Source organism: Acinetobacter sp. YH12116 (genome assembly GCF_013418895.1).
In the GTDB taxonomy this organism is placed as follows: Bacteria; Pseudomonadota; Gammaproteobacteria; order Pseudomonadales; family Moraxellaceae; genus Acinetobacter; species Acinetobacter indicus.
This window is the reverse complement of the sequence record NZ_VPBE01000001.1, coordinates 13,366-38,222: the sequence shown is the minus strand read 5'-3', so window position 1 is coordinate 38,222 and position 24,857 is coordinate 13,366. Positions and strand designations below refer to the sequence as shown.

General features: G+C 47.0%; 23 protein-coding genes. 11 read left to right on the top strand and 12 right to left on the bottom strand.

Going from position 1 to position 24,857, the window contains the following annotated elements; all coding sequences use genetic code 11:
- The first annotated feature begins 273 nt into the window (after positions 1 to 273).
- On the top strand, positions 274 to 1,011 hold the full coding sequence (locus FTU54_RS00180) for a hypothetical protein (protein WP_180074221.1): 738 nt from the start codon (positions 274 to 276) through the stop codon (positions 1,009 to 1,011).
- On the opposite strand, the gene thiM is transcribed toward FTU54_RS00180, so the two are convergent.
- The 3 genes from thiM to FTU54_RS00165 all read right to left on the bottom strand — a co-directional run bounded on the left by thiM (position 1,008) and on the right by FTU54_RS00165 (position 3,502).
- Entirely contained in the window at positions 1,008 to 1,871 is an 864-nt protein-coding gene (thiM, locus tag FTU54_RS00175) for a hydroxyethylthiazole kinase (RefSeq protein WP_180074220.1), read from the bottom strand. The genes FTU54_RS00180 and thiM overlap by 4 nt on opposite strands.
- Before the next feature lie 11 nt (positions 1,872 to 1,882).
- Positions 1,883 to 3,049, bottom strand: coding sequence for a hypothetical protein (locus FTU54_RS00170; RefSeq protein ID WP_180074219.1), 1,167 nt, complete (start codon positions 3,047 to 3,049; stop codon positions 1,883 to 1,885).
- 195 nt (positions 3,050 to 3,244) lie between these two features.
- Complete coding sequence (locus FTU54_RS00165; RefSeq protein ID WP_005178638.1) at positions 3,245 to 3,502, bottom strand: hypothetical protein; 258 nt, start codon at positions 3,500 to 3,502, stop codon at positions 3,245 to 3,247.
- 664 nt (positions 3,503 to 4,166) lie between these two features.
- Between FTU54_RS00165 and pepN the strand changes: the two genes are divergently transcribed.
- Together pepN and FTU54_RS00155 are read left to right on the top strand one after the other, a co-directional pair.
- Entirely contained in the window at positions 4,167 to 6,773 is a 2,607-nt protein-coding gene (gene pepN / locus FTU54_RS00160; RefSeq protein ID WP_104505379.1) for an aminopeptidase N, read from the top strand.
- A 240-nt stretch (positions 6,774 to 7,013) separates the two neighbouring features.
- Positions 7,014 to 7,229, top strand: a complete 216-nt coding sequence (locus FTU54_RS00155) for a hypothetical protein (RefSeq protein WP_005178631.1) — start codon at positions 7,014 to 7,016, stop codon at positions 7,227 to 7,229.
- Between the two features lie 70 nt (positions 7,230 to 7,299).
- On the opposite strand, the gene FTU54_RS00150 is transcribed toward FTU54_RS00155, so the two are convergent.
- Positions 7,300 to 7,746 (bottom strand): universal stress protein, encoded by a 447-nt coding sequence (locus FTU54_RS00150; RefSeq protein WP_005178630.1) that lies wholly within the window; start codon positions 7,744 to 7,746, stop codon positions 7,300 to 7,302.
- Positions 7,747 to 7,852: 106 nt separating this feature from the next.
- Positions 7,853 to 8,296, bottom strand: a complete 444-nt coding sequence (locus FTU54_RS00145; RefSeq protein WP_005178628.1) for a universal stress protein — start codon at positions 8,294 to 8,296, stop codon at positions 7,853 to 7,855.
- A 284-nt stretch (positions 8,297 to 8,580) separates the two neighbouring features.
- Between FTU54_RS00145 and FTU54_RS00140 the strand changes: the two genes are divergently transcribed.
- Positions 8,581 to 9,600 carry an alpha/beta hydrolase gene (locus FTU54_RS00140; RefSeq protein WP_005178627.1) on the top strand — a complete coding sequence of 340 codons (1,020 nt, stop codon included), beginning with the start codon at positions 8,581 to 8,583 and terminating at the stop codon, positions 9,598 to 9,600.
- Between the two features lie 25 nt (positions 9,601 to 9,625).
- Here FTU54_RS00140 and FTU54_RS00135 read toward each other — a convergent pair whose 3' ends face one another.
- From FTU54_RS00135 to FTU54_RS00120, 4 genes are all read right to left on the bottom strand, one after another.
- Positions 9,626 to 10,804, bottom strand: coding sequence for a benzoate/H(+) symporter BenE family transporter (locus tag FTU54_RS00135; protein ID WP_075166854.1), 1,179 nt, complete (start codon positions 10,802 to 10,804; stop codon positions 9,626 to 9,628).
- 108 nt (positions 10,805 to 10,912) lie between these two features.
- The gene (gene leuE, locus FTU54_RS00130) at positions 10,913 to 11,566 is read right to left on the bottom strand and encodes a leucine efflux protein LeuE (RefSeq protein WP_127798832.1); all 654 of its coding nucleotides are present in this window, start codon (positions 11,564 to 11,566) and stop codon (positions 10,913 to 10,915) included.
- A 91-nt stretch (positions 11,567 to 11,657) separates the two neighbouring features.
- The gene (tal, locus tag FTU54_RS00125; protein ID WP_180074218.1) at positions 11,658 to 12,641 is read right to left on the bottom strand and encodes a transaldolase; all 984 of its coding nucleotides are present in this window, start codon (positions 12,639 to 12,641) and stop codon (positions 11,658 to 11,660) included.
- Between the two features lie 95 nt (positions 12,642 to 12,736).
- A complete protein-coding gene (locus FTU54_RS00120) occupies positions 12,737 to 13,627 on the bottom strand; it encodes a LysR family transcriptional regulator (RefSeq protein WP_005178622.1) in 891 nt (296 codons plus the stop codon).
- Positions 13,628 to 13,725: 98 nt separating this feature from the next.
- Here FTU54_RS00120 and aceI point away from each other — a divergent pair, with 98 nt between their 5' ends.
- The gene (aceI, locus tag FTU54_RS00115; protein WP_075166850.1) at positions 13,726 to 14,160 is read left to right on the top strand and encodes a chlorhexidine efflux PACE transporter AceI; all 435 of its coding nucleotides are present in this window, start codon (positions 13,726 to 13,728) and stop codon (positions 14,158 to 14,160) included.
- A 101-nt stretch (positions 14,161 to 14,261) separates the two neighbouring features.
- Here the strand turns inward: aceI and FTU54_RS00110 are convergent, their stop codons facing one another.
- Positions 14,262 to 15,773, bottom strand: coding sequence for an acetyl-CoA C-acetyltransferase (locus FTU54_RS00110; protein WP_045795462.1), 1,512 nt, complete (start codon positions 15,771 to 15,773; stop codon positions 14,262 to 14,264).
- Positions 15,774 to 16,015: 242 nt separating this feature from the next.
- Between FTU54_RS00110 and FTU54_RS00105 the strand changes: the two genes are divergently transcribed.
- The 5 genes from FTU54_RS00105 to dnaX all read left to right on the top strand — a co-directional run bounded on the left by FTU54_RS00105 (position 16,016) and on the right by dnaX (position 22,534).
- The gene (locus tag FTU54_RS00105; protein ID WP_016659064.1) at positions 16,016 to 17,407 is read left to right on the top strand and encodes a 3-oxoacyl-ACP reductase; all 1,392 of its coding nucleotides are present in this window, start codon (positions 16,016 to 16,018) and stop codon (positions 17,405 to 17,407) included.
- Positions 17,408 to 17,572: 165 nt separating this feature from the next.
- A complete protein-coding gene (locus FTU54_RS00100; protein ID WP_104484063.1) occupies positions 17,573 to 18,427 on the top strand; it encodes a MaoC/PaaZ C-terminal domain-containing protein in 855 nt (284 codons plus the stop codon).
- 68 nt (positions 18,428 to 18,495) lie between these two features.
- Positions 18,496 to 19,761 (top strand): serine hydrolase, encoded by a 1,266-nt coding sequence (locus FTU54_RS00095; RefSeq protein ID WP_104494651.1) that lies wholly within the window; start codon positions 18,496 to 18,498, stop codon positions 19,759 to 19,761.
- 71 nt (positions 19,762 to 19,832) lie between these two features.
- The gene (locus FTU54_RS00090) at positions 19,833 to 20,276 is read left to right on the top strand and encodes a copper resistance protein NlpE N-terminal domain-containing protein (RefSeq protein ID WP_180074217.1); all 444 of its coding nucleotides are present in this window, start codon (positions 19,833 to 19,835) and stop codon (positions 20,274 to 20,276) included.
- 146 nt (positions 20,277 to 20,422) lie between these two features.
- On the top strand, positions 20,423 to 22,534 hold the full coding sequence (dnaX, locus tag FTU54_RS00085) for a DNA polymerase III subunit gamma/tau (protein WP_104470453.1): 2,112 nt from the start codon (positions 20,423 to 20,425) through the stop codon (positions 22,532 to 22,534).
- A gap of 24 nt (positions 22,535 to 22,558) precedes the next feature.
- Here the strand turns inward: dnaX and FTU54_RS00080 are convergent, their stop codons facing one another.
- Entirely contained in the window at positions 22,559 to 22,996 is a 438-nt protein-coding gene (locus tag FTU54_RS00080) for a thioesterase family protein (protein WP_075166843.1), read from the bottom strand.
- 72 nt (positions 22,997 to 23,068) lie between these two features.
- Complete coding sequence (locus tag FTU54_RS00075; protein ID WP_075166842.1) at positions 23,069 to 24,229, bottom strand: iron-containing alcohol dehydrogenase; 1,161 nt, start codon at positions 24,227 to 24,229, stop codon at positions 23,069 to 23,071.
- Positions 24,230 to 24,347: 118 nt separating this feature from the next.
- Between FTU54_RS00075 and FTU54_RS00070 the strand changes: the two genes are divergently transcribed.
- Complete coding sequence (locus FTU54_RS00070) at positions 24,348 to 24,854, top strand: low molecular weight protein-tyrosine-phosphatase (RefSeq protein WP_104470454.1); 507 nt, start codon at positions 24,348 to 24,350, stop codon at positions 24,852 to 24,854.
- The last annotated feature ends 3 nt before the right edge of the window (positions 24,855 to 24,857 follow it).

The window sequence follows — 24,857 nt, the reverse complement described above, 5'->3', positions numbered from 1 at the left end:
TGGCAGGCAGATAACCTTTGGTCGAATTAAAATGTTAACCAGATCTCATTAATTTGCTGAATTATCAGGTTTTTTAGCGAGAAAGCCCAGATAAGCGTTGTAAAATCATTAGATTAAATTTACTCACAATTATTTTAATTAATATGAATTATTTCATATAATTACAATGATTTATCACAAAATGGACAAATCCCGGAAAATAGTGATAGCTGATTCCGGGTTGTGACACTAAAATGGGTCTGAAAAATTAAAACAATCATAGGGTGAAGGATTATGGATATCACTGAGACGGTGTTTGACTTCAAAGCCTTATCCACACCACAACAAGATTATTTTTTTGAAAAAATTGCCGAGTTTGATCAGCAGGTGTTTACGTTAACCTGTGAAAAGGAGCTAAAGAAATATCTGTATGACCCGCAGGCAATTTCGGTCACTATTATTCAATATCATCATCGTGGCAAACTGGTCGGGCAGACCATTATTCCACTGTTGGCCTTAACCCTGTTACATCAGCCAATTCTGGTGGTCAACTCACGCGCCAGTTTTTTAAAAAGCTATCGCCATCAATACAACCATAAAATCATCAACAGTGCGCTCAAAGCCATGCTGAACCAGCGCTTTAAATATCCTTTAACGCCCATGTGGTTTATTGCCACCATCAACCAGCCGAAGCTTTATGCACATTTTGTATCACGTGTTCGGGGCTTTTATCCACGCAGTGATATCCGGATGCCGGAGGATTATTTAAGCGTGTTGCAGGTGATGGCCAGCCGGCAACACGACATCCAGAAGCGTGATGAAGATATTTATGTGCATCAGACCTGTGTGCCGCTGCGCAGTGAAGAGGAGCTGCAACAGTTAAGAGTGCATGCCAATCTGCATTGCGATTTTTTTCTGCAACACGCACCGGACTATTTTGATGGCATCGGCCTGATGTGTATTTGCCGTTTAGACAGTAAAACCCTGACCGAAACGGCACTCAACTTTGCTTTGGACCGGAAGGTGTCTTAAGGCGCCAGAAATTTTAAATCGGCATGTTCACGGATGGTGTCCGCATCCAGACTGAAAATTGCATCTATAAACGCCACATTAAAACTGCCAACCTGTGAACTTTGCGCGTGGGCCAGTTTTCCGGCAATGGCAAAATGGACATGCGCGGCAATGGTGGCAATGGTCACCGGACTGACCGCGGCATACGCCGCAATTAAAGCGCCTAGGGCACAGCCGGTTGCGGTGACTTTGGGCTGTAATTCCGAGCCACCATTCACCTGCACCACCTGTTCCAGCTGTCTGGACAGAATAAAATCGGATTCACCGGAAATGGCAATACATTCGGCATGCGCCAAGAGGCTTTTGGCCTGTGCATATACCGCGGTGCTGTCCAGGGTCGAATCAACACCTTTGGATTCTACCTGTGCGCCGGCCAAGCCGCCAATTTCCGACGCATTGCCGCGAATCACACTCGGTTGAAAGGCCAATAGCGCATCAACCATATCTGAGCGCCATTTTAAGACGGGCCCATAACCGACCGGGTCCAGCACCCACGGTTTGGCTAGATGCTGGGCCGTTTCTGCCGAAATCTGCATGGCCTGCATCTGTTCGCTGGTCGGTGTGCCCAAATTAATACTTAAGGCGCTGCAAATACTGCTAAAGCTTTCCGCTTCAAAAGGATTATCAATCATGGCCGGCGATGCACCGGCAGCCAGCAGAATATTGGCGGTATAATTGGTCGCAACACTGTTGGTGATACATTGCACCAGTGGTTGCCGGGTTTTGAGCAGGCTCCAGGCTTCAATAATTTTTTCAATCATTGCCGCGGTTTCATCGGGCAGGCTGCTGTCAAGAGTGGAAAGCTGTTCTGGATAATTCATCAGTTACCCCTTTATTGGGTAAAGTAGTGGTCTTGCTGTTTACAGCGACGGCAGAACAAGGACACATAATGCTGGGCATCATAATCGACATCCAGTTCATCCGAGCCGCAGTGCATACAGCGTTTTAAGGCATAAAATTTTAAGCGCGGTTCAATCTTTTCCCAGATTTTCCAGATCGGTTGTACAAAGATCATTTCATCATAATTGAGAAAACGGAAAAATAGAATTTCCACCATTTTGCTCATGGGCAGTTGCGGTGGATGTGGCAGCGTGGTGGTCATCCATTTTTCTTGCAGGCCACGTTCACGGTACTGTTCTACGGTTTTTTTCAGCAGATTGGTATTAATGAATTTTTCATTGCGCGGCTGTAATAATTTCTGGCCATGCAGATAATCCAGCGCGGTTTGTACCAGATAAAAAATCTGACCCGCTGCCAGGCTGTCCAGCAGGCGAAAACACAGGCTTTTAAAACTGTTATTGCCAGAAATTTGCACCTGCCAGATGCGGCAATAAAACTGCATGAACTGCACCACTTTTTCATACATCAGTTCATAGATGGCATCTTTGACTTCATCTGAACTGTGAAAGGGCACGCCCTGACTCAAATTCTGGTAAAACCATTGTCGAAGCTGATGGGTAATACTGAACAGGCTCGGCTCTGAATAACCATCCAGCCGCACATTCACATAATACTGGCCGGCTTCATCGGCAAATTCCTTGGCCACCAGAATCTGCTGGTCAAGCAGCTGTTTGATCAGCTGTTTCTGATATAAATAGTTGGGTGAAAAAGGCTGGAATTTAATTCGCTCCCAGTAAATATATTCATCATGCTGGGTATATTCATGTACCTGATCGTCCAGCATCGACAATAAAAACAGTTTCTGGATAAAGCTTAACTGATTCAGCTTGTGCTCAATCATGTCTTTATCTTTGCCTTTATTTTTGAGCTTGCGGTTTTCCTGTACCAGCGCTTCTTTAATCAGCTGTTTGCGTTTTTTTTCACAGGCCGGGCAATGACAACTGTGCAAATTGCCCGGATACACTTTATGTTCGCAGTAACTGCACTCGTGATAGCTCAGCTCCTGATCGTACTGTTCGGCTTCCACCCAATACATGGCAGCGCGGCACAGCGGACACGAGGTGCTTTCATCTAACTGTTTTTGCAGAATCTGGAGCATATTCAGGTGCAGTCATCATTTTAGAAATAGGATGTCTGGATTATACATGGCTGGGCCGCATTGGTTTGCTCAAAAAAACATAAAGCAGAAAACTTGGACACTATGCTGAATTTAAACGCCCTGACTTGAACAGCTCTTTTTCATAAAAAATACGGCAGGAAGCCGTATTTTAAATGGAAGTTAGAGGAGAGAAGATTATACCGGACACGGTAGCGAATCATCCTCCTCACCAAGTTGCTTGGCCTGAATTAGCGCCTGTACTTTTTTGCTTGGGATTTTCTTGCTGCCCAGGGCATCATAGGTATTCAAAATAGAGGTAACTTCATTGGTCTGCATGGGAATGCCTTCACAGCTCATAAAGAGGGCAATCACTTTATGGTCGATGTTGGCCTGATCGAGGGTTTGCAGGGTTTTAATATTTTCTACACGGACGATATGCTCTTTTAAATACATCTCACACCTCTTCTCGTTTTTTCATCATTGTTATCATGCGCTCGGCGCCTTTAAATACAAGTAAGAAGCGTGCACAAAATGTAGCCGATTTGAAAATAATGTAATGACCTACGCTGAAATGGCGATCCATCCAACTGAAAGCGTCATTTAGCCGATAACTGTTTGACTCTAGAAGCGAAATTGAAAAGCTAAATTTGAATAAATCTCCCTTCGCAAATGCTGGCGAATTGTCACCGGGTTTATCTTGACGAAGTCTAAATAAGCCTCTATTTAGACTTGGGAAATTATCCGGTTTTATCTCGCAGTATATTTTTAGCTGCACAGATCACAGGTCTTTGATTACAGAATGTAGTCAAGTGGCAGCTTTATGTAGGAACTTGTATCTCAATAGCGCAGAATTTCAGGTCAGATGGGCAGAACAGCACCAGCATGGCGCAACACCAGCGCGAGAAGATTTTAGCGGGCAGATTAAGCTGTTGGATTCGCTGTATAATTCAGCATCTCTGTATTTTTAAACAGATTTAGTTGAATGATGAATTGAAAAGTTGTGGCCGGATGCCCATATTAGAACAGAAGCGCATTCAGCAGACAGACTGAAAAAGTTGGCGTATGATCAAGACATCATCCGCATAATGCCCCGGCGTATAAACAATTAGGACATGATATGAATATCGCAGCAAATCCAGTGGTTGAAGCAGACCAAACTATTTATTTAAAAGATTATCAAAAACCTGCATTTCTGGTGGATTCAATTAATCTGGATATTCAGGTGTATGCAGACCACACCATCGTCAATGCTATTTTGGAGATGCAGCGCCAGACCGAAGGTGATCTGGTGCTGCTGGGCCGTGACCTTGAGCTGAAATCTATTCATCTGAACAGTCAGCAACTGACCGAAAATGACTATCAGCTTGATGCTGAACAGCTGGTAATTCAGAATGCGCCAGATCGTGCACGTATTGAAACCCAGGTGGTGATTCATCCGGAAAGCAACACCATGCTGGAAGGTCTGTATCAGGCTGGTGATCTGTTTGTGACCCAGAATGAGCCGGAAGGTTTCCGTAAAATTACCTTCTATCCGGACCGTCCGGATGTGCTGTCGGTATTTACTACCCGGGTGGAAGCCGATAAAAAATATCCGGTGCTGCTGGCCAATGGTAACCTGATTGAAAAAGGCGAGGTCGATGCCCAGCGTCATTATGCGATCTGGCAGGATCCGACCAAAAAGCCAAGTTATCTGTTTGCCTGTGTGGTCGGCGATTTAGCGGTGTTGAAAGACAGCTATGTGACTTCTGAAGGCCGTAATGTGGCACTGGAAATTTATGCGGTAGAAAAAGATATTCCTAAATGTCACATCGCCATGGAAGCGTTAAAACATTCCATGCGCTGGGATGAAGAACATTATGGTCTGCCGTATGACCTCGACAACTATATGATTGTGGCGGTTAGCCAATTCAATATGGGCGCGATGGAAAACAAGGGCCTGAACATCTTTAACACCTCTTGCGTGCTGGCCGATGAAGAATACACCACCGATGCGGCAATTATGCGGGTTCAGTCGGTCATCGCACACGAATATTTCCATAACTGGACCGGTAACCGGATTACCTGTCGTGACTGGTTCCAGCTGTGTCTAAAAGAAGGCTTGACCGTTTTCCGTGACCAGTCGTTTTCAGAAGATTTACAATCGGCCGCAGTACAACGGATTGATGATGTCGCTGTATTAAAAGCGCATCAGTTCCCGGAAGATTCTGGCCCATTGTCGCATCCGCCACGTCCAGATCATTTTGTTGAAATTAATAACTTTTATACCGCCACGGTGTATGAAAAAGGGGCGGAAATTAACCGCATGATGTCGACCTTGCTCGGCAAGGAAAAATTCCGCGCGGGTACCGATGAGTATTTCCGCCGTCATGATGGTCAGGCGGTGACGGTCGAAGACTGGGTTGCGGCACTGACTGCCGGTTCAGGCGTTGATTTATCGGCATTTTTAACTTGGTATAACCAGCCGGGTACTCCAAAACTGCAGGCACATGGCGAGTATGATGCTTCGACTCAAACCTATCGTTTAAGCTTTAAACAGAGCCTGAAAGCGCATCCGAAATATCCAGACCTGAAAGCCGTGCCAATTCCGGTGGCTTTGGCGCTGTTTAATGCTGAAACCGGCGAGCAATATGCGCTGCAATCTGAGGCCCTGTTTGAAAATGGCGTAAAAGATGGCGTGTATCTGTTTGATCAGGATGAGGCAACCATCGAATTTAGCGGCATTAATGCCAAACCGGTGGTGTCGCTGTTACGTAATTTCTCGGCGCCGGTAAATCTGGAATTTGATGCCAGTGATGCCGAGTTGGCCTTCCTGATGCAGTATGAAACCAACGGCTTTAACCAGTGGCAGGCGACGCAGACCTTGCTGGAGCGCATTTTGCTAAATGGTCATGCGGTAGAAAGTTATCTTCAGGCCATGAAAAACACGGTGCCGGCACTGGTCAATCAGGACCCGTTACTGGCCTCACGAATTTTTGATGTACCAAGTGAAGGTTATTTGGGCAGCCGGATTGATCAGCACTATAGTCCGGTGGACATTCAGGAAAAACGTGAAGCCTTGTTAAATACGCTGGCGCGTGAATTGGGTGCTTTCTGTAAGGAAACTTACTTAAGTCTGGACCCGGACCTGCAAAAAGAGTTTTCACAGGCCATGGGCGTGCGTGCGCTGAAGAATATTATGCTCAGTCTGATGGCACGTCAGGGCGATACCGAAGCCTTTGATCTGGCGCATCAGCAGTATCAGAATACTGGCAATATGTCAGAACGTTTAGGCGCGCTACGTGTACTGGTCTGGAATGATGCACCGCAAGCCGAATCCTGCCTGCAGGATTTCTATGACCGCTTTAAAGATGAAGCGCTGTCTTTAGACCAGTGGTTTACTGTACAGGCCTCCCATCCAAATGCAACGGCTGAAACCATTCATACCTTAACCCAGCATCCGGACTATGATCTGGGTACGCCAAACCGCATTCGTTCGGTCAGTGGTGGTCTGAATATGAATCCGGTAAATACCTGGAGTTTTGGGGTGCAGCATTATATCCATCTGGCCAAATACCTCGATGAAAAGAACCCGATTTTAGGTTCACGTTTGCTGCAGGTGCTGTCACGCTGGTATACGCTGGATGAACCACAGCGCAGTCAGGTACAGGTGGCCCTGGAAACCTTGAAGCCCTTGGTGAAATCGAAAAACGTGGTTGAAACTTTAAACAGTATGCTGAATGTCTAAACCGGTGCAGCTTTCGCTCGAAAAAATAGAATAATGAAGATTTATTTTATTTTCTCGGTATTTAGCTGTAACTTTATGTGAACTTTCCCGCATATTCGCGGGGAGTATGCTAAATTAAGGCTGAAACGTGTTTAGATAATTTAAATAAAAAAGCTCATCATTGTGATGGGCTTTTTTATTTTTAGCCTGGAAAGGTTCAGGTGAAAAAGCCGGGTTCTGGCGTGAACAAGAGGTTGAGTGATGCTGGTTAAAATTGAAGATGGTTTTTACTTGAATTCACGACATATTATTGCGTTAAGAGTGAACAGAATATTGAATGAAGAGCGTTTTATGGTGTCTATTGAATATACACCACACTCGATGCAGGACAAGGGGCTGTATCAGCGCATCTTTCCGAATAAAATTGAAGCAGAACTGTTTTTACAGGCATTGCATCAGGAAATTTCCAAACCCTGACCGCTGTTCAGCAGATTTAAAAAAAACTCCTCACGTTGAGGAGTTTTTTTATGGCAGCTTTAGATTTACTTTAGACTTTCACAATTAGCACCGGAATAGGCGATTGGGTCAGCACGTTTTGCGCTACGCTACCCAGCATCATCTTTTTGAAACCGGTCCGGCCATGTGAGCCCATAATAATCAGATCGGCACCGACTTCATCGGCAATCTGCATAATGCCATCTGAGGGTGAAACGCCGTGCGCCAGTTTCTGATCGACCTGCACGCCTTCACGCTGGAAAGAATCAAGAATTTCCTGCAAGCGCAGTTTGGCATTTTTTTCGGCCTGCATGAAATAGTCGGTAATGGCCGGAGCAACTTTATAAAAATCGACGCCGACAAATGGGTCAACCGCAATCACGCTCATTACCGTGACCTGGCAGCCTAAATCTTTGGCCAGACTTAAAGCCTGTTCTACAGCAGCATAAGAAATCGGGGATTCATCCACTGGAACAAGAATATGTTTATAGCTGGTCATGACAGTTTTCCTTATTTTTACATATGAATATCGTGGGCTTTATTGAAACTGACAGTGAATGAAAGTACATCAAAAGCATTCAGGATTCTGAACTGTAGTAGGGCAATTAGGCCTTAATGACCAGCACCGGCAATTCAGAACTGCGCAGTACATCCTGAGCAAAACTGCCGAGCAGGAATTTCTGGAAGCCTTTACGACCGTGTGAACCCATCACAATCAGGTCAACGCCCATTTCTTGTGCAGCTTCAACCACATGCTTGGCCGATACTTCACCTTCCACAATTTTAGTACTTACAGTAACGCCTGCAGCTTCGGCAATTTGCTGGCCTTCTTTCAGGGCTTTTTGTGCATTACCGTGTGCCTGCACAAAGTATTCTTTCATGATGGCAGATGAATAATAGAAATCGGCATCAGTGAACGGGTCTTCCGCCACCAGACTCACCAGACTCAGCTGACTGTTAAAGGCACGGGCAATTTCAGCTGCATGTTGCACCGCAGAATAGGAAATTTGAGAACCATCGACCGGAACGAGAATATGCTGATACGCCATGGAGAAACTCCTTATTGATATAATGAACTTAATGTTTAGCTATACTCTATAGATAGCACATCACCGGGGGGCATTCAATTTATTCCGGTGTTCTGTCTGCAAAAAAGATACAGATTTTCAATCACAATACCACTTAAGTAGGTCTTTGATTTAACAAATAATTCTGACTGGAATACTCTACATTGTCAGATCGCATTGTCGTGAAAAACCGGGTTCCATCTGCGCGGCGGCTGCTTTATAGTGAAGAAAAATAAAACAGCTGTATAAACAGGAAGATGGGTGAAATGAAGTATCTGATGTTAAGTCTGTGCATGAGCTTGCTGCTGGTGCTGAGTGGCTGCCAAAGCACAGCCGGTAATAGCCGTATTATTGCCGGCGCATTTAATCTGACCACCCAATTGCAACAGAAACTGATGGATCGGGATGCACCGCAGCAGGTGCGGGTGCTGGAAAATATCCAGTATCAGCAAGATCCGGATTTAAGCCTGGATGTCTATTTGCCAGCACAGACACCTGATGATACCGGATTACGCCCGGCCGTGGTCTGGATTCATGGCGGTGGCTGGATTTCCGGTTCCAAAGCCCATGCGCGCGGTTATTTTAAACGGCTGGCAGATGCCGGTTATCCGGTGTTTTCACTGCAATATCAACTGGCGCCAGCGGCGACTTATCCCACCCAGTTACACCAGATTAATCAGGCACTGGCCTATATTCAGGAACATGGCGCGCTGTTTGGTGTTGATGCCGAGCAACTATTTCTGGCTGGAGATTCTGCCGGTGCCAATCTGGCCAGCCATTATGCAGCCTTGTTGAGTAATCCGGAATTTGCCGCGCATTCGGAATTTGTGCCGGTTCTGGCCTTAACACAGCTGAAAGGGGTGATTTTGCACTGCGGGATTTATGATTTACCGTATTTTATTAAAACCGCGCCGGATGAAATCAAAATTGTCGAGTGGGGCATTTATAACATGGTGCAGGCCTATACCGGCGACCGCAAACAGGATGCGGAATTTCTACAGCAGATTTCACCGATTCAGCATATTACTCCCGCGTTTCCACCGGTATTTTTAAGTGGCGGCAATAAGGATTTTCTGACTGATACTCAATCTTTACCGCTGTTAGAGGTGTTAAAGCAGCAGCAGGTGCCAGTAAAAGCAGTATTTTATCCCGACTCTAAACGCTGGCTGATTCATGAATATCAGTTCTTAATGCATCTGCCCGAAAGCCAGCAGACTTTTGAGCAGACCCTGTCATTTCTGGCCGATTATAGTAAAGCGGATCAGACAGATAGATCCGCGCCCTAAAATCTGCTGGTCATCATGTTAGTCTTTAGGATTTGGCTTTCCAGGGAAATTTCATCACCAGTAACACCACCACACCGCAAACCAGTCCCCAGAAGGCCGAGCCAATGCCCCAGAACTGGATGCCTGAAGCGCTTAGTAAAAAGGTCATTAATGCGGCTTCCCGGTCATCGGCCTCTTTAAAGGCAATAAAGGCGTTATGGCCAATGGTGCCAAACAGGGCGATACCGGCCAATGCAGTAATCAGCACTGCCGGAAAAGACATCAGCAGGCTGGTTAAGGTGGCGGCAAACAAGCCCATCAGGATATAAAACAGGCCACAGCTCATGCCGGCAATATAGCGTTTTGATGGGTCCGGATGCACCTGATGATCCAGACTAACGGCGGCACTAATCGCTGCAATATTCACGCTATAACAGCCAAAAGGCGATAACACGGCCTGCGCGGTACCGGTCCAGCCGAGCAACTGATTAACATGCGGCTGATAGCCATAGCTTTTAATAATGGCGATGCCGGGTAAATATTGCGAGGCCAGATTAATCACCAGCAAAGGTAAAGCCAGACCTAAAATAGCGGGCAGGCTAAATTCCGGACTGATCCACACCGGTTGCGCCAATGACCAGCTCACCACAGGAAAATGGAAATCCAGTACCAGCGGGCACAGCAGCATCGCGGCAATTACGGTCAGCACAATGCTATAGCGTGGCCAGAAGCGTTTTGACAGTACATAGGCTGCTAGTAAAGACAGGATAAATGCCCATTCATGTTGAATACTGGCGAACAAGGCAATACCAAATTTCAGCAGCACGCCGGCCAGCATGGCGCTGGTCAGGCTTTGTGGAATATAACGAAACAGACGTTCAAAAATACCGAAAAAGCCCAACAGTGCAGTCAGCACGCCACACACCAGAAAAGCCCCAATAGCCTGATTCAGACTATAACCACTGCCCGTGGCAATAATCAGGGCCAGCCCGGCGGTTGACCAGGACGTCGACACTGGATATTTGAATTTCCATGAGAGCAGCAAGCCCGACAGGCCAATGCCCAGACCCAAAGCCCAGAACCAGGAGGTAATCTGTTCGGCTGTGGCCCCTAAAGTTTGCGCCGCCTGAATCACCAGTACGGCAGAAACACTAATACCAATTAAAAAAGTGATAAATCCAGCAAAAACAGCCGGAATAGAAAAATCATGTATAAGCTTTTGCATAATCCGTTGCACAATAAAAATGGGAGAGAAAGCCGATAAATCATACGCCTTTCAATGGCCATCTAAAAGCTCAAATCTTTATCAGAAGTTAAAAATTTTGCTTGATTTTTATAGGGTCGAGCTGGCCAGTTTTAAGCCAAAACCACAAAACAGCAGGCCAACTGCGGCCACACCGGTCGCGGTAAGGCGGTAATTCCGGTTGAAATAGGTTGCCAGTTTCATTCCGGAAAAAATCAGAATTGACAGATAACTCATGCTGATGATTTGCAGAATAATGGCCAGCAGGGTAAAGGTCAGCGCCGGATAAGGATAGGCCGGATCAACAAATTGCACAAAAAAAGACAGATAAAACAGAATCGCTTTCGGGTTTAAAATACTAATGGTTAATGCAGTGCGAAAAGGATGAACCTGTTCTGGTGTACTGCTGCTATTCTTGGTTTGAGCCGAGCGGTTTTTCTGGGGCTGCCAGGTGCGATAGGCGGCAATCATCAGACGTATGCCCAAATAACTTAAATACAGCGCACCAATCATTTTCAGCGCTATAAACAGCCATGGAAAACTGTGTAGCACGGAGGCTGCGCCAAAGGCGGTACACAGGATTAAAATCAGGTCACCGGTATAAACGCCTAAAGCGCCCAGATAGCCGGCTTTAATGCCAAAGCGTGAGGCAATTGACATCACATATAAAGAGTTGGGGCCGGGCAGGATCACAATTAAAATGGTTCCAATAATGAACGTCATTACGTCAGTGATACCAAACACAGGAAATCCAGAGAAATAAAAAGGCCGATGCAGCATTATATAGCAACATCGGCCTGGAATACGCGCACAGCGGCGCGGCTAAACAGAAAAATTAAGCTTTAATTTCGGCATCAATACCAAAGCCTTGGCGCAATAACTGGCTTAACTGTTCACGCGCTTTAATAAAGCCATCAATACCGCTTTGCAGTAACTGGAAGGCCATTAAGTCAAGTTCCAGCTGCTGTTTAAATTTCTCTTTTGTGATCGGCTCCAGCTCGCCTTGAGCTTCAATCGTGTCACTTGAGAGTTGTGCTGTGACTTCACGCTCATCCTGTTCCAGTTCGGCCAGCAGGTTGGGTGAAACGGTTAACAGGTCACAACCGGCCAGCGCCAAGACCTGATCAATACTGCGGAAGCTGGCACCCATGATTTCAGTCTTCACCGCATGCTGTTTGTAGAACTGGTAAATCTTTTTGACTGACAGCACGCCCGGATCTTTTTCAATTGGGTAGTACATGACATTTTCGGCTTTTTTGTACCAGTCCAGAATACGCCCGACAAAAGGGGAAATCAGCGTGACGTTGGCATCAGCGCAGGCATGTGCCTGATGCAGACCGAATAGCAAGGTTAAATTGGTATGAATGCCTTCTACTTCCAGCTGTTTTGCGGCCTGAATGCCTTCCCAAGTTGAAGCAATTTTAATCAGGATGCGTTTCTGATCAATACCATATTCTTTATATAGCGCCAGCAGTTCTTTGGCTTTGGCAATAGTGGCATCTGTATCATAAGATAGCGAGGCATCTACCTCAGTCGATACACGGCCATCAATCAGTTTAAGAATTTCTACCCCGAACTTGACGGTTAAAATATCAATGGTGCGTTCAATCAGTTCGTCTTGCTGATAACCTTCTGCTTTGGCCTGATCAAAGGCTTCGGTTAAAAGCGGTTTACTGTCGGCCTGTTCAGCCGCCGTGGTAATTAAAGACGGGTTGGTTGTTGCATCTAAAGGACGAAACTTTTCAATGGCAGTTAAGTCACTGCTGTCGGCCACAATAGTTGTTAAGCGTTTTAATTGGTTTAAGGCGTTCTGTGTCATTGAATCCGCTTCTCTAGTTGTTCGGTTATTGCTTATGCAATTATTTATAACACAAACTGGATTTAACCCAAGTGAAAAGCGTTACAGATCAGTGTCTAATTTGTGCTTTTTCGTTGATTGCGCAAGTGATTAATCAAAAAACGAGCAGCCAGCCCCAGTTTGCTTTCACGGCTCCAGACCAGATCGACAAAATATTCAAACTTGGGCGAGAAATCCAGAAAGTCCAAAACCTGTAGTTGCTGCTTTAAGTTCGGGTTTTCATTCAGCATTTGCAGCGGCAACACACCCCAGCCCAGACCCTGTAAAATTAACGAGCAGGCAGTATGATGATTATCAGTGCGCCAGTACTGTTTGGAAAATAACAGTTCCGGCTGAATACGACGGTCACGGCTGGCCACCACAATTTGCCGGCTGTGCAAAATAGCTTCAAAGCTGACCGGTGCCTGTTGAGCCAAGGCAAAATCTCGGGCCGCCACCGGCACCAAGGCTTCGCGTTTCAGTTCTACAAACTGCTCGCCACTGTCGAGCTGTTCACGTTCAAACATCACTGCCAGTTGCGCCGACTGTTCGACCAGCATGTGCATGGCATCTTCCTGTGGCGCTGAAAATATATTGATCTGTAGCGTTGGAAATTCCTGCTGCAGCAGGGCAATGTACTGGGTCCAGTCGCTATGAATCAGCTCGGAAACCACCACAATATTCAGTTCTGATTCCAGCCCTTCACTTAACGCTGCGGCATGCTGTTTCCACTGGTTCATTTCAACCAGCAGTTGCTCGGTCTTTTCATACAGGGTTAATGCCTGTGCGGTCGGCACCGGTTCACGCCCGATGCGTTGAAACAGATTCAGGTTCAGGTCAATTTCCAGATTGGCAATTGACATACTTACTGCAGATGGCACTTTTCCCAGTTGCCGCGCCGCTGCGGAAAAAGAACCGCATTCAATCACGGTTTTAAAGATGATCAGCTGTTCCTGGTTCACATTCATGGGCAGCAACCTGTCAATAATATTGAAAGATTCTAACTCGATTTGTCGATAATTTAAAAATAAGATGGCAGCAATTGATGAAATAGATACGGTTTAACATGTTACTGTCGAAAAGAAGATTAATTCATGCCTTGAGTTATGAACTGATTTTACTAGTGATTATTGCCCTAGCTTTAAGCCTGATTTTCAAGATGCCGCTGGAAGTGACCGGTAGCCTGGGTGTGGCCATGGCAGTAACCTCGGTCTTGTGGAATATGCTGTTTAATCATTTTTTTGAAAAATTTGAAGCACGCAGACAGCTCAAGCGTACGGTGAAAGTACGGATTTTACATGCCATTGGTTTCGAAGGAGGCTTAATGTTAGCCACCATTCCAATGGTGGCCTATGCCATGCAGATGAGTCTGCCCGAGGCCTTTTTGCTGGATTTAAGCCTGACCTTATGTATTCTGGTCTATACCTTTATCTTCCAGTGGGGTTATGACGCGATTGAGGCACGTTTGGGCTATGCACCGGCCTATCGTGAGTCTGTTTAAAATGTCTGATGAATTCAAGAGCGGACAATAAAAGGTAATAAAACAGCCATAAAAAAAGCCACTGCACCAGGCAGTGGCTTTTTCAGTGAAGGCAGAGGAAATTACTTCTCGACAATCGCTGTTACACCTTGACCGCCTGCAGCACAGATTGAAATCAGCACACGACCTGAACCTTTTTCATTCAGCAGTTTGGCAGCAGTCGCCAGAATACGTCCGCCGGTTGCAGCAAATGGGTGACCAGCAGCCAGAGAAGAACCTTTTACGTTCAGCTTGTTACGATCAATTGAACCCAATGGTGCTTCTAGACCTAAGCGATCTTTACAGAACTTTGGATCTTCCCAGGCTTTTAAGGTCGACAGCACTTGTGAAGCAAAAGCTTCGTGAATTTCATAGTAGTCAAAGTCTTGTAGAGTCAGACCGGCACGTTCCAGCATCCGTGGTACGGCATAGGCTGGCGCCATAAGCAGGCCTTCTTTCTTCTCGACAAAATCAACTGCAGCCGTTTCCTGGAAGGTTAAGTAAGCCAGTACGTCATGACCATTGGCTTTGGCCCATTCTTCAGAAGCAAGCAGAACACAAGATGCACCATCGGTCAGTGGGGTTGAGTTGCCTGCGGTCATGGTACGCGCATCACCTTTACCAAAGGCTGGTTTCAGTTTAGCCAGTTTCTCTACTGAAGAATCCGGGCGCAAGTTGTTGTCACGCTCTAAACCTAAGAATGGTGTGATCAGGTCATCAAAGAAACCTGCTTCATAGGCGGCTGCCATTTTCTGGTGTGAAGATGCAGCAAGTTCATCCTGCGCTTCACGCGAGATGCCCCATTCCAGCGCAGTAATCGCCTGATGGTCACCCATTGACAGACCGGTACGTGGTTCACCATTTTTCGGTGCATCCATCAGGTCTTTGATATTGATTTTGGTCAGCGCTTTTAAGCGGTCTTTACCGGTTTTGGCAATATTCAGCTCCAGCAGGGCTTTACGTAAACCGTCACCAAAAGCAATCGGGGCATCGGAAGTGGTATCGACACCACCAGCAATACCGACTTCAATTTGGCCCAGAGCAATTTTATTGGCCACTAAAAAAGCTGCCTGCAAACCGGTTCCACACGCTTGCTGAATATCGTAAGCAGGTGTTTCAGGAGCCAATTCAGTGTTCAGTACACACTCACGAGTCATGTTAAAATCACGGCTGTGTTTGAGTACGGCACCGGCAACGACTTCACCGAGGCGTTGGCCTTCTAAACGATAACGTTCTACCAGACCATTTAAAGCGGCGGTGAACATATCGATGTTTGAGGCAGTGAAGTAAGCGCCATTTGAACGTGCAAATGGAATGCGGTTACCACCGATAATCGCAACGCGACGGACAGTGTTTTGGCTCATGGTATTATCCTGTTGACCAGATGTTTCAGTTGTAGTTTCAGAAGGAGGAGGGGTTGTACTTTTTTTACGGGTAGATGCCGCACGGGTGCGTGCAGGTTTAGCCGCAGGGTTTGCTGACGAATTTGCCGTGCCAGAACTTTTGGTTGTACGCGTTGTACTTTTTGATGTATTTGACACAGTTTCTGTAGCAGAATTTTCGACCGCCGGATTTTCTTGAGTTGTTTTGCTCATAAGGCTTTTCCAAGCATGTTGATGATCTTCTTAGGGGTTACATTAGCATAATCTAGAATAGCCTGAATTGACTACAATGACATTGCAGAATGCTTTCAGGTCAAGTCATCTGTATATGATCTCAAGTATTATTCATAACAAACTGATCGATCTATTGAAATACAAAGTATCTGACATCATATTGAAGCTAAAGGATAACTTTAGATTAATCACAAATTCATTTTGTCTGAGAGATAATAATCATGACTGACCAATACCAAGCTTTTGCAAAATCTCCAATTGGTAAATTTGTCATTAAAAATTTAGGCCTGCCATCCCCAACTTTCCTTGAGCGTTTTGACAGCGCGACGCCTGTGGTCAAGGGTGCAGTATTGCTGGGCGCAGCGCCGGAAAGCACATTATCGGGTGCAATTGCCCAGGTTCTGGCCAATATCCATGCCAATAGCTATGCCGGCAATAATGCAGAATTACAGCAGGCCGCCGCACAAGCCGGTTTAAACCTGTGTGCTTTTAACGCGGGCGATAAAGAATCTAAATTTAAAGCGGTGGTCTTTGATGCCTCAGGCATTCAGAATTCTGAGCAGTTAAATGCGCTCTATAACTTTTTTAATCCGGTGGCGCGCCAGATTCAGGCCTCTGGCCGTGTAGTGGTCATTGGCACCACGCCAGAAACCGCCAAAACGGTAAAACATGCAATTGCACAGCGTGCGCTGGAAGGCTTTGTTAAATCGGTCGGGAAAGAGTTTAAAAAAGGCATTGCCGCCAATCTGATTTATGTTGATGACGGCGCTGAAGCGAACCTGGAATCGAGCTTACGTTTTGCCTTGTCACCGCGTTCGGCTTATGTATCGGGTCAGGTGATTCGTGTTTCTAAAGCAGACACAGTCGATGTGGATTGGGCTAAACCACTGGCAGGTAAAACCGCGGTTGTGACTGGTGCCAGCCGTGGTATTGGTGAAGCGATTGCGCATGTATTGGCACGTGATGGTGCGCATGTGATTTGTCTGGATGTACCACAGCAACAGGCCGACTTGGACCGTGTTGCCTCTGAAATTGGTGGCTCAACCTTGGCAATTGATATTACCGCCGCTGATGCGGGCGAGCAGATTAAAGCGGCAGCTGCTGCACAGGGCGGTCTGGATATTATCGTGCACAATGCCGGTATTACCCGTGACAAGACACTGGCCAATATGAAGCCTGAACTGTGGGATCTGGTGATTAACATTAACCTGGCTGCTATTGAACGCGTGAACGACTATCTGCTGGAAAATGACGGTCTGAATGCCAATGGCCGTATCATCTGCGTATCCTCGATTTCAGGGATTGCCGGTAACCTGGGCCAAACCAACTATGCAGCATCAAAAGCAGGCGTGATTGGAGTGGTGAAATATACGGCACCGGTGCTGAAAAATGGTGTGACTATTAACGCTGTGGCTCCGGGCTTTATTGAAACCCAAATGACTGCGGCCATTCCGTTTGCCATTCGTGAAGCGGGCCGCCGTATGAACTCGATGAGTCAGGGCGGTTTACCGGTTGATGTCGCAGAAACCATTGCCTTCTTTGCCTCAACTGCATCTACCGGTTTAAATGGTAACGTGGTGCGTGTTTGTGGTCAGAGTCTGTTAGGGGCTTAATATATCCCTCACTCGGAATCCCCCCTAAAATCCCTCTTTAATAAAGGGGGACTTCTTCTCCCTTTTTGAAGGGAGGTCGGGAGGGATTTGAGGGAATTAAAATAGAAAACCCAATTCTTATTAAAGAAAGGGTGATTTAAAAGATAAATATTCCAAAGGTTCAGTATGAATACTCGCCATTTTAGTCAACTTCCCAAGCCGTATTTAGCCTATCCAAAAGTGATTCAGGGCTTAATTTTTAAAAAGCCGAAGGGTGAAAAAGTTCTGCCGCAAGTTGAATATGTGGTGGATTCATTCAAGGTCGACCAGAAACATCTGAAAGCCTATAACGAAGTCTGTGGTTTTAAAAATAACGGCTATATTCCGGCCATTTATCTGGCGGTGTTATCGCAAAGCCTGCAAATGCACATGATGACTGCGGAAGCTTTCCCATTTCCGATTTTAGGTCTGGTGCATATCCGCAATCAGCTCAAGCAATACCGTAAAGTTGGCGTGAATGAGCAGCTGACTTTATCCTGCAAGTTTGGTGAATTGCAGCCACATGACAAAGGCGTACAGTTTGATTTTATCACCACTGCTAAAGTTGGTAATGAAGTGGTGATGGAAGGTTTAACCACCTATTTGTCGCGTCAGAAAAGCGGCAGCAAGCCTGCGGCTAAAGCAGCAGAAAGTGCCGTACCGGATTATGTACCGGCAGGACAGTGGGATGTGTCGGAAAATACCGGTCGTCGTTATGCGCTGACATCGGGAGATTTTAACCTGATCCATATTCATGCGTTAACCGCCAAAGCCTTTGGTTTTAAACAGGCCATTGCACACGGCATGTGGAGTAAAGCCAAAGCGCTGGCCAATATCCAGTTGCCAGATGCGTATGAAGCTGATGTCTGGTTTAAATTGCCAATGTATCTGCCATCTCAGGTGGAATTCTTGACGGCGCAGCAGGCGCAAAATACTGACTTCCTGATTCGTAGCAAGAAGAACCAGAAACCGCATGTCAGCGGTAGCATTCGCGCGCTTTAAGTCATCGAGCCTAGGTCCAAACCGGATTTGGGCTTTTTAATTGTTCACCTTGTTGCTGGAAAGGATGCATGAACAGCATAAAAGATTATCTGCGTGCAGATATTCAGAATTATCGTGGTTCAGTGGAAGAACCGTTTAAAGATTTGGCCCATCTGTTTAGCCGTTTTCAGGATGCCCGCTCAACGCAAGGCGGCGCCGCGCTGGTGGTTTATTTTCAGGGACATAAAGTCGTTGATATTTATACTGGTCAAAAATCTGCCAATGAAGCCTGGCAGCCGGATAGTCTGTCGGTCTGTTATTCCACCGGAAAAGGCGTGCTGGCCACGCTGGCGCATATTCTGGTGAGTCAGGGGCGGCTGGATTATGATGTGCCGGTGGCTGAATATTGGCCAGAATTTGCAGCGCAGGGCAAACAGCAGCTGACTTTAAGAGAGATGCTGTGCCATCGCAGTGGTTTATACGATATCCGTAATCTGATTGCCGATGCCTCGGAAATGGCCGACTGGTCGCATATGCTGGAGGTCATTGCCGCGGCCAAACCACGTTTTCTTCCGAACAGTGACGCAGCCTATCAGCCCCTGACCTTTGGCTGGCAGGTCGGAGGTGTCTTGGAAAAAGCCTGTAATGAAAGCCTGGCTGTGCTGATGCAGCGTCATTTAAGCGAGCCATTGGAATTAAACGGAGCTTATTTTGGCGTGCCGGTAGAGGAATTAGCGCGGGTGGCGCGACCGTTTGCCACATCTCAGCCCGCCCAATCTGCCCAGCCTCCCAAAAAACAGGCTGCTGCTAAACCTGCACGTACCGCATCGCCTTTAGAAAAGCTGCTGGCCTTCAGTGGACAACATCCGCAAGATTTTCAGGATGCCATGATTCCCAAAGGCATGAAGAAATTTTCATTCTTTAGTGATGCCGGTTTACAGGCGATTGTGCCGGCAGCCTCCGGGGTATTTACCGCACAAAGTCTGGCCAAAATCTATGCCATGCTGGCGCAGGGTGGCCAATGGCAGGGGCAACGACTGATTTCACCACAGGTGTTTCAGGCCCTAAGTCAGGTGCAATATACCGCCCGTGACCGGGTGATGCCGCTGCCGATGCATTGGCGTTTGGGCTATCACCGCATTTTGAGCCTGGGCAAGTCGGCATCGTCGGGCTTTGGTCATATTGGTTTTAATGGCTCAGGTGCCTGGTGTGATCCAGAGCGGAATTTAAGTTTTGCTTATACCCATAATTTTCCGACCGGTTCCATCACCGGCGATTATCGCTTGTGGGGATTAACCCAGGAAACCTTACGCTGTGCCGATGGTGTGTTAAAAGGCCGAAAGGGCTGGTTTTAAACAGTTTGAGATGATTTTTAGCTGTAGCTTGTGCTATGTTCTGGCACTAGTCAATTTGATGTTGTGCAAAGATGAAAAAAGTCATTTTGATTCCGCTGGTCGCCAGTTCAGTTGTACTCGGATGTCAGGATCAAAACTCAAGCCAGTCACAGACGGTGGTGGAATCTAAGAGCGCAATTCCTGCGTGGGTCGGTGAGTTCAAAGGCACTACGCCTTGTATGGGCTGTTTGTCGCGCTGTGATGATTGTCCGGGAATGGCAGTATCTTTAGAACTTCATCAGGATGAAACTTATACCTTGGTGCGTGAAAGTATGAGCCGGCACAATACACCGGAAGTGATTCAAGGGCGGATTCGCTTCGCAGATGCATCGCGTCAGCAGCTTGAACTGCTGCAAGTCAACACCCGAAATTTGTTATATGTCGATCTTGAGAAACAATTGCTCGAGATTTGTGTAGATCAAACAGGCAAACGCTATCAAATGCAAAGTGATTTTATTCTGGCCAAGTCTGTTTAAATACTGGCTAATCATTTGCTAAATATACTGATTTTTAATCCCTTTTTTGCTGGCGCGAACAAGGGATTTTTCTTTGGAAGCGCCCGTCATTTATTTCACTATTTACTAAAAAAACAGTATGCTTAGACCTGTAAAAAGGAGCATACATGTATCAGGTACTTGCGCGTAAATATCGTCCACGTAATTTTAATGAGCTGGTGGGGCAAAATCATGTTTCTCGTGCACTGACCAGTGCCTTAGAGCGTGGCCGTTTACACCATGCCTATCTGTTTACCGGGACTCGTGGGGTAGGGAAAACCACCATTGCGCGTATTTTGGCCAAATGCCTGAACTGTGAAACAGGGGTGACCTCCACACCGTGTGAAGTTTGTCCGACCTGTAAAGCGGTGAATGAAGGCCGTTTTATTGATTTAATCGAGATTGATGCGGCATCACGTACAAAAGTGGAAGATACCCGCGAACTGCTCGATAACGTACCGTATGCACCGACACAAGGCCGCTTTAAAGTCTACCTGATTGACGAAGTGCACATGCTCTCGACGCACTCTTTCAATGCCTTGCTCAAAACGCTGGAAGAACCGCCAGAGCATGTTAAATTCCTGTTTGCCACCACCGATCCGCAAAAGCTTCCGATTACGGTCATTTCACGCTGCCTGCAATTTACCTTGCGTCCTTTGGCAGTAGATGAAATTACCGAGCACTTATCTTCAATTCTCAGCAAAGAGCAGATTCAGGCCGAGCAGGATGCAATCTGGCAAATTGCTGAATCGGCGCAAGGTTCATTACGGGATGCCTTGTCCTTAACCGATCAGGCTATTGCCTATGGTCAGGGTGAAATTCATCATCAGGATGTCAAAGACATGCTGGGGCTGATTGACCGCACCATTATTTATGACCTGATTCTGGCGATCCATCAGAACCAGACTGCGCGCGTGAGCGCACTGTTAATGCAGTTCCGTCAGCAGGCGCTGGATGTATCACTGGTGCTGGATCAGCTGATTTCGACCTTGCATGAACTGGCCTTATTGCAATATCTGCCGGATTTAAGCCTGAAATATAGCGCCGAAATTAACCAGAAAATTACCCAGCTGTCGCAGCGCATTTCGGCTCAGGATTTACAGCTATATTATCAGATTGCCAGCAAAGGCCGCGCAGATTTACAGCTGGCGGTTACCCAGGAGCAGGGCTTTGAGATGTGCGTGCTGCGTCTGCTGGCTTTCCGTCCCTTACAGCCAAATGAAGTGCCCTTGACGCAGGTCAGCGCACAAAGCAACGCAGTTGCTGTAGCACCGGCAGTTGAGTCAGCTAGCGCGCAGCCTGAACCGGTGCATCCCGTTGTTTCGGTTGAGGATGAATTAGAAGCTGAAACTGCTGCTATAAACCCACCCGTTGCTGAACCATCATCAGATGATTTTCTGCAGGATGAAGCGTTAGAGGTTGCTGAAGTTGCATCTCCATCCGAACCAGACCATCCGGTGACTACACCGGCAGAAGCGGCATCTGCGCAGATGATTTTTGATCCGGCGGCAGATGAAGTGCTGTTTGATTTAGATGAAGATGATCGCGCTGATCAGCCGGCAACGCAGGAGGAGGCCAGCAGTGATGATTTCCTGTTTGATGAAATTGCACCTTTACCGGAAACGGCCGTTGCGCAGCCAACTCAACAGCCTGCTGAACTTGCAGCACCGGTTTCGTCTGTCGCACAGCCTGAGCTGACGCATCCGCAGGACTCCAGTCCGCAAGACAGTTTATTTGCGGAGCCAGCGCCGATGCCATCCACCAATCAGCCTGTCGTTGCTGCTGTAGACAATACCGCTATTCCACGTGCTGATCAGCGCCTGATGCCGCAAGATATTCTGCAACTGCCGGTGCAGTCCTTAGAGGGCGAATGGAGTGTGGAAAAATGGGAATACTGGTTCCGTAATAGTGATTTATCACCGGCGGTTCAGGAACTAGCCCAACACGGCCTGATGACCGGCCAGATTGAAGCTGAGTCGGTTTTCCATATTCCGGAGCAGTATCAGCAATTGTTAAATTCGCAGTTACAGCATTTAGAAGCAGCGCTGAAACAGCAGTGGCCGAACAGCTTCCTGAAAGTGCAGTATGGACAGGTCACAGAGGTGACACCGTATAGCTTGCAGCAGGAACGTAAAGTACGTGCTTATCAACGCGCCAGTGAGCTGCTGCATCAGGAGCCGCAGGTTAAATCGCTGCTCGAAAGTTTTGATGGCGAATTGCAGAATATCCAGTTGAAATAACCACCGTCAGACCATTTCAACCGTTTATTGAGAACGCAGATAAGGCAACAGGGCATTCCGCATTTCGCTTGGAATCGGGGTGCTTTTACGTTGCTGCGCATCGACAAAAACATGCACCATATGTCCTTGAGCTGAAGCCTGCTGTTGATGCTGCTTGAAAATTGCCAGATCATATTTCAGCGAGCTGTTGCCCAGCGCTGCAATCGCCACACCGACCTCAATCACTTCTGGATAACTCAGCTCGGCTAAAAAGCTGCAGCCAGAGTCTACCACCAGCCCCATAATCTCGGCCTGATGAATATTCAGTCCGGCTTTCTCAATCAGCAGCGCATTGGCAGCGGTATCGAAGTAGCTGTAATACATGACATTATTGACATGACCATACATGTCGTTGTCTGACCAGCGGGTTTGAATCGGTAAAAAGAAGGTATATTGATCGCGGGTTTTGGCTACCGGTTTCATAAAAAGACGTCATCCCTGAATAGATCGAAAATTTATATTTTTGATTTACCACAACTTTAAATAGCTTCAGCCTTATTGATAAATCGCCTGATAGATGGCCAGCGCATCCTGTTTTTCCATGTCGCGTGGATTATTTTGCAGCAGGCGGGTTTGTAACATGGCATCCTCGGCCAGCTGTTCCAGCATGTTGTCAGGCACATTCAGGGCATTCAGTTTCAAGGTCAGGCCACTGCGGTCCAGATAGTTTTGCATGTGGTCAATAAACAGATCACACAAGCCATCTACACAGCCTTTGCTGGATGGGTCGAGCAGGGTCATCAGTTCGGCATACTGCTGCTTGGCGGCTGGTGCATTAAATTTCAGCACTTCGGTTAAGACCAGCGCATTGCTGTGTCCATGCGACAGATGAAAATGTCCACCCAGCGGATAGGCCAGTGCATGGACTGCTGCCACCGGTGCATTGGCAAAGGCCTGTCCGGCCAGCATCGAACCGACCAGCATATTCTGACGGGCTTCCATGTTGTTACCATCTTTTAGCACCAGATGCAGATTCTGGTTCAGCAGTTTAAGTGCCTGAATCGCCAGCATATCGGCATAAAAGTTCTTTTTGTGTTTGGAGGTATAGGCTTCAATGGCATGTACCATTGCATCAATACCGGTGGCGGCCGTAATGTGCGCCGGCAGGTTTTGGGTAAAGTTGGCATCTAAAATGGTGACATCGGCATATAGGGCAGCAGATACAATGCCGGTTTTGGTGGTTTCGCCGGTGGTGACAATGGAAATGGGCGTGACTTCCGAGCCGGTGCCGGCCGTGGTTGGAATCAGAATAAGAGGCAAACGCGGTTTTTGCGCCTGATTGACGCCATACATGTCATGCAGTTGCTGTTTTTGTTCAGGATGGGCCAGCAGGGCAATAATTTTGGCCACATCCAGCGAGCTGCCACCCCCAAAACCAATGACTGTATCTATCTGGTTTTGCCGGGCGAATTCGGCGGCTTCCAGCACAATATGTTCCGGTGGATCGGCCTGTACGCTGGCATAAATGCGGTAATCACATTCGGCAGCTTCGAGAGTTTCCAAAACAGGTGCATGCAATTGTAATTGCACCATTCCCGGATCGGTCACCAGCAGCACACGTTGATTGTTCTGTTCAGTCAGGAGGGCTTTGAGCTGTTGGATGCTGCCCAGTCCGGCAATAATGTTGGGCACAGTCTGGAATTGAAATGGGCTCATACGCTTTATCCTTAATTTTTATACTTAAATCAACATTTATCTATAGTGACAATATAGGATTCATCCTGCAAATAACTTAACATAAGACACTTTAAAAGAAAGCAGTTTTGAGGTTGTTATGTCATCCAGAACGCCATACAAGGTGTTATGTGTCTGTTTGGGCAATATCTGCCGTTCACCTACCGCGGAAGTGGTGTTCAGACATTATTGTGATGCACTGCAACTGAATATCTGGGTCGATTCTGCCGGCACCAGTAATTATCATCCGGGCAAAGCGCCCGATGCGCGCAGCCAGCAACATGCCTTGCAGCGTGGCTATGATTTATCTGCCTTGCGTGCCCGTCAGTTAACTACGCGCGATTTTCTGGATTTTGATCTGATTCTGGCGATGGATCAGGAAAACCTGCAAAATATTCAGCATTTAAAGTGTCATGCGGCCGAAGAATATGGTGCAGAGCTGCTACGTGCCAACGTGGCGCTGATGAGCGAACATGATCCGCAATATCCGCGTCATGAAGTGCCTGATCCTTATTATGGCGAAGCCGATGGCTTTGAGCGCGTGCTGGATCAGTGTGAGTCCAGCGCACAGGCCTGGATCAATATTTTAAAAACAGAATTGGCTTAAATC

Excerpts from the sequence above, each read along its gene's own strand:
- FTU54_RS00180 (WP_180074221.1), top strand. The coding sequence starts at position 274 with ATGGATATCACTGAGACGGTGTTTGACTTCAAAGCCTTATCCACACCA.
- thiM (WP_180074220.1), bottom strand. The coding sequence starts at position 1,871 with ATGAATTATCCAGAACAGCTTTCCACTCTTGACAGCAGCCTGCCCGAT.
- FTU54_RS00170 (WP_180074219.1), bottom strand. The coding sequence starts at position 3,049 with ATGCTCCAGATTCTGCAAAAACAGTTAGATGAAAGCACCTCGTGTCCG.
- FTU54_RS00165 (WP_005178638.1), bottom strand. The coding sequence starts at position 3,502 with ATGTATTTAAAAGAGCATATCGTCCGTGTAGAAAATATTAAAACCCTG.
- pepN (WP_104505379.1), top strand. The coding sequence starts at position 4,167 with ATGAATATCGCAGCAAATCCAGTGGTTGAAGCAGACCAAACTATTTAT.
- FTU54_RS00155 (WP_005178631.1), top strand. The coding sequence starts at position 7,014 with ATGCTGGTTAAAATTGAAGATGGTTTTTACTTGAATTCACGACATATT.
- FTU54_RS00150 (WP_005178630.1), bottom strand. The coding sequence starts at position 7,746 with ATGACCAGCTATAAACATATTCTTGTTCCAGTGGATGAATCCCCGATT.
- FTU54_RS00145 (WP_005178628.1), bottom strand. The coding sequence starts at position 8,296 with ATGGCGTATCAGCATATTCTCGTTCCGGTCGATGGTTCTCAAATTTCC.
- FTU54_RS00140 (WP_005178627.1), top strand. The coding sequence starts at position 8,581 with ATGAAGTATCTGATGTTAAGTCTGTGCATGAGCTTGCTGCTGGTGCTG.
- FTU54_RS00135 (WP_075166854.1), bottom strand. The coding sequence starts at position 10,804 with ATGCAAAAGCTTATACATGATTTTTCTATTCCGGCTGTTTTTGCTGGA.
- tal (WP_180074218.1), bottom strand. The coding sequence starts at position 12,641 with ATGACACAGAACGCCTTAAACCAATTAAAACGCTTAACAACTATTGTG.
- FTU54_RS00120 (WP_005178622.1), bottom strand. The coding sequence starts at position 13,627 with ATGAATGTGAACCAGGAACAGCTGATCATCTTTAAAACCGTGATTGAA.
- aceI (WP_075166850.1), top strand. The coding sequence starts at position 13,726 with ATGTTACTGTCGAAAAGAAGATTAATTCATGCCTTGAGTTATGAACTG.
- FTU54_RS00110 (WP_045795462.1), bottom strand. The coding sequence starts at position 15,773 with ATGAGCAAAACAACTCAAGAAAATCCGGCGGTCGAAAATTCTGCTACA.
- FTU54_RS00105 (WP_016659064.1), top strand. The coding sequence starts at position 16,016 with ATGACTGACCAATACCAAGCTTTTGCAAAATCTCCAATTGGTAAATTT.
- FTU54_RS00100 (WP_104484063.1), top strand. The coding sequence starts at position 17,573 with ATGAATACTCGCCATTTTAGTCAACTTCCCAAGCCGTATTTAGCCTAT.
- FTU54_RS00095 (WP_104494651.1), top strand. The coding sequence starts at position 18,496 with ATGAACAGCATAAAAGATTATCTGCGTGCAGATATTCAGAATTATCGT.
- FTU54_RS00090 (WP_180074217.1), top strand. The coding sequence starts at position 19,833 with ATGAAAAAAGTCATTTTGATTCCGCTGGTCGCCAGTTCAGTTGTACTC.
- dnaX (WP_104470453.1), top strand. The coding sequence starts at position 20,423 with ATGTATCAGGTACTTGCGCGTAAATATCGTCCACGTAATTTTAATGAG.
- FTU54_RS00080 (WP_075166843.1), bottom strand. The coding sequence starts at position 22,996 with ATGAAACCGGTAGCCAAAACCCGCGATCAATATACCTTCTTTTTACCG.
- FTU54_RS00075 (WP_075166842.1), bottom strand. The coding sequence starts at position 24,229 with ATGAGCCCATTTCAATTCCAGACTGTGCCCAACATTATTGCCGGACTG.
- FTU54_RS00070 (WP_104470454.1), top strand. The coding sequence starts at position 24,348 with ATGTCATCCAGAACGCCATACAAGGTGTTATGTGTCTGTTTGGGCAAT.